The 3,970-nt window shown below is 37.3% G+C and carries 2 protein-coding genes and 2 pseudogenes; 2 read left to right on the top strand and 2 right to left on the bottom strand.

Translation table 11 applies throughout. The features are described 5' to 3' along the window. Positions 1–56: 56 nt before the first annotated feature. Positions 57–245 (top strand): annotated as a pseudogene (locus QWZ04_RS19990) (IS3 family transposase); the annotation flags it as partial. A gap of 46 nt (positions 246–291) precedes the next feature. Here the strand turns inward: QWZ04_RS19990 and QWZ04_RS19985 are convergent. Beyond that, a complete protein-coding gene (locus tag QWZ04_RS19985) occupies positions 292–687 on the bottom strand; it encodes a hypothetical protein (RefSeq protein ID WP_290330014.1) in 396 nt (131 codons plus the stop codon). 336 nt (positions 688–1,023) lie between these two features. Here QWZ04_RS19985 and QWZ04_RS19980 point away from each other — a divergent pair. Beyond that, positions 1,024–1,769: pseudogene (locus QWZ04_RS19980) on the top strand (IS6 family transposase). Positions 1,770–2,456: 687 nt separating this feature from the next. Here the strand turns inward: QWZ04_RS19980 and QWZ04_RS19975 are convergent. Beyond that, the gene (locus QWZ04_RS19975; RefSeq protein ID WP_290330013.1) at positions 2,457–3,815 is read right to left on the bottom strand and encodes a hypothetical protein; all 1,359 of its coding nucleotides are present in this window, start codon (positions 3,813–3,815) and stop codon (positions 2,457–2,459) included. Positions 3,816–3,970 lie beyond the last annotated feature (155 nt).

The following is a 3,970-nucleotide window of genomic DNA, read 5'->3' as shown; positions in this document are numbered from 1 at the left end:
CCCCATTATATTGAAAGATCTTTCTGTTATGACATAAGTCTTGACATAGGAGCGTCAATGCCTGTGTTGAAAGCTTTTTCCACTCAATGAAAGTAGAAGCCATCCAATACGAGCCGATAATGACGCGAGAAGAGATGCGCCAAGCGCTTTTTGAATATATCGAAGTTGATTATAATCGAACAAGAAGGCACAGTGCTCTTGGGTATCTAAGCCCAGTTAACTTTGAAAAACAATATGTCGCTTAATGCGGTGTCCAGTCTAACTGGAGCAGATCACTGCTTAATTAGACGCTTACCTTGAATAAATCGATAAGATTGGAAACTTATTCTGACCAAAGCTTATAGTTACCGACATGGTCTCATTTCTATTAAAAAATTGTGAGAATTCGTTAGGAAAAATACGGTCACCATTAGCTAAAACGGCCAAAAAATGTTTTTGGGTTAATGTTCGCCTACCTGAAGCCTTATTCTTTACCGTCACTACAGCCCAACGTTCACCTAAATCATTACTCATCAGTACATAGTTTTGAATTCCAAACTCACTAAGCTCTGGTTGAGTATTACTTTCATTTGAAAAAGCTAAATCTACACTTTCTACCACAACTTGGTCGATAGTAAGTGTCTCATTTTCCTCAGAAGAGGCTGGAAACGCCGTACATAACAAAATTACAAAAAGATATCTAATCACTTGGATACTCCTAAAATATAACGATTAAATATCGTGCGAGCACGAATTTATCTATAACCATATTATAAACATGAATAAATCTAAACAAAAACTTGTTTTGATAAACGAGTAGTCAAACTCCTGAAACTCATTTAGAGGCAAAACCTTCCTAGAGTTAAAGGTCTAACTGTTGTGAACACTCTCTAACGGCTTTGTTGCAATACTCAACCTAGGTGGTCTTTTGATACGGTTAGGCGACTCGGTAGCTCTTGGGCATCCCGAGATGAGTAAGGGGCTGTTGCAAAAAAATCAGCCAAGACTCAGAATTCAGTTCTGTCTTTTCTGATCTAGTGACTCATGACCAATCCCGCATTCAAATGGAAACACTTTGCCCCTGAAATCATTCTTTGGTGCCTTCGTTGGTATGGTTCGACCCCAATGAGCTACGCCAACCTCAGCGACATGCTGGCAGAACGAGGGGTTTCGGTTAATCGCTCGACCATTTATCGTTGGTTCATTGAATATGCCCCAGCATTAAGTAAGAAGTTACGCCGCCATCAGTTCATCAGTTCATCCGTACAGACTCTTCGTGGCAGCTCGATGAAACCTACGTCAAGGTGAAAGGGAAATGGCACTATCTGTATCGAGCTATCAACAAGCAAGGCGAAACACTGGACTTCTATTTCTCCCAAAAACGTAATAAAAACGCGGCTTATCAGTTCTTGAAACGGTGCCTAAGAGACTATGATGTAGACACTCAGCCTAAAACCTTGAACACGGACAAGCATTCCTCGTATGCTCATGCTATCTCGCGCCTGAAGAAGGAGGGACGGCTGCGAGCGGATGTCGAGCAACGGCAAGTGAAGTATCTCAATAATGGTATCGAGTCCGATCACGCCCCCATCAAGAAGCTCGTCGTCAGCACAGGCGGTTTTAAAATACGAAAGCGAGCCTGGTCAACCATCGAGGGATTCGAATCACTGCGAATGTTGAACAAAGGCCAGTTTGATTTTTGGTTACGTCATGATGAGCGTAAAACGCTTGTTCGGGAGAGATCCGCCTTCATGAATCGTCTCTTCAATGTTGAGGTGGTTTACCAGTAATGGTTACCCCCATGACTGGGTAGATCTGCATTCTCTGATTAGTTGCAACAAGCCCCATTGTCTAGAATAACTTTAATTTGACCATATTTTTACACTATAAAATAGAAGTCGACAAGTCAGTATTTATATTTACTGACTTGTAAAAATAAATTATATTCCCTTATTACCTGCTAATAATATTTATACCCACTTCTGAGAAGATTGGTATAACAAGAAAAAATATCACTTTCCAAAAAATAGGGTAGTAGACAAAAAAACTAAATCTCTCCTTATTTTTTATTGTATTCTTAACATACAATAAAAGACGGTAAGCATACATCACCGACATGATAACCGAAGTGATCGAAAGACATCTTAATATAACCTGGCTAAACTCACCATCCACTGTAATAAATGATAATAATATTATCAATGCAATAATAACATAACTTCTACCAAACATAATTCCTCACCATGAAAATTATCATTTGGATGAAAAATGACATATTACCCACCATTCTAAAGTCCATATTTTTCCTTTTAAAAACAACAACATTAACACTATAGAAAATATATAACAGTGAAACAACACAGATAAACATCTGCAAATAAACATCCATATCCTGCACTAATTCATAGAAAGCAGGATAATGTATTGATAATGGGAATAATGCCCCAAATATCAATATGTATTTATTATTTGAATAGTTAATCTCTATCACGGTCATCATCTCTTTCATCGTAGTCATCTCGTGGACTAGAAGGTTCCCCCGGAAAATCAACTCGAGTCGTTTCGCCAGAATCTAAATCCGTTTCAGTTGCATAATCATTATCTTCTCTATCATACCTGTCATGATCTTCATCTTCACGATCATAGTCACGGTCACGGTCACGGTCATCATCGTAATCTTCTCGTAAGCTATATTCATGCTCATAATCGTAATTATAATCAAAACCTGTACTGTAACTGTCTTCTTTTACTGTGCTAGTGTAGTTATTCGTGATGGTTGTCCCTAATTCTTCGGCGGTTAATTCAGTAAAACTCACAGGCAAACCCACGTAATGACCAATTGAAATACCAAGCCCCTTTATCGAACCAGATTTGTTGCTTAATAGGCCGATCCCCCCAACTGGAGTGTCAAAAGCAGCATTTATACTTTTTCCATTAGATAACTCGCTAATATCCCCGGTTTCCCATATACCAATTTCACCTTGAAACGAACTAAGGCTTCCAACTGAATAACCATTAATTACGGAAATATTAATATCCTCAAAATCTGTAGCGACTTGAAAACCTTTAGCTACAAAGCCAAGAGAACCAACTACGCTAACTGTCATTGAATATCCATCATCACCTTCTTCATCATCACCTTCTTCATCATAAGCTTCATTTAGGTTTGAAGCCATTGTTGCCATTCCAGAAGAAATAAAGAGTTTCTTCTTATTATTATAAATTTGTTCTATTTTTTCAGAGTCACTTAGTGCTAGGTAAACCGTAATAACTGGAACAACATCATCAAATATTCCCGATGGTCTTTTATCTAATAACAACTCTAATGTTTCTCTTCCTCTTTGCACAGCAGAATGAGCTTCATAAATATTATCACCATCAGTACTTAATGTAGGATTTATCGATAGATTTACCATCCTATAATTAACAAAGTGATTATTTTTATCTTTAAAATATTTAATATCACCAGTATCACGATCCATGTACTGAATTTTAATAGCGAGATCTTTCACTTTACCTTTGGTTCTATCATACGATATATAGAATATATCGTGTGTATTATCTGTTCGATTGTAGCTACAACCACCTTCTACACACCAAGTCTCATATTGTAATGAGTGAGATAGCGATAATCCAAACTCTTCAAGATCAATGTTTGTTAGATTCTTGCTTTCAACTCTCCAGTCATAACTATATCCATCAATTGAATATGGGTCAGAACCAACAGGTATCATCCAAGCGTGTGAATTAAAAGTAAACACAGAAAGTATCAGTATTGCAGTTATCTTTTTTACAACATTTTCGGTTAACTTATTTATGGTTACAAAATTATCCATCCATCCTAATAATAAACTAATGCGCATATCATTCAGATGTATGTGCATCAAGACCTCGAGAGTGTAACATTTTGTTACTTATCGAAAATGAGGGGGTTGTTGCAAAAAAATCAGCCAAGACTCAGAATTCAGTTCTGTCTTTTCTGATCTAGTGA

This window comes from Vibrio tapetis subsp. quintayensis, from assembly GCF_030409945.1.
GTDB classification, from domain to species: Bacteria; Pseudomonadota; Gammaproteobacteria; order Enterobacterales; family Vibrionaceae; genus Vibrio; species Vibrio quintayensis.
Note: the sequence above shows the minus strand (reverse complement) of the source record. Positions and strands in the feature narration are given on the sequence as shown.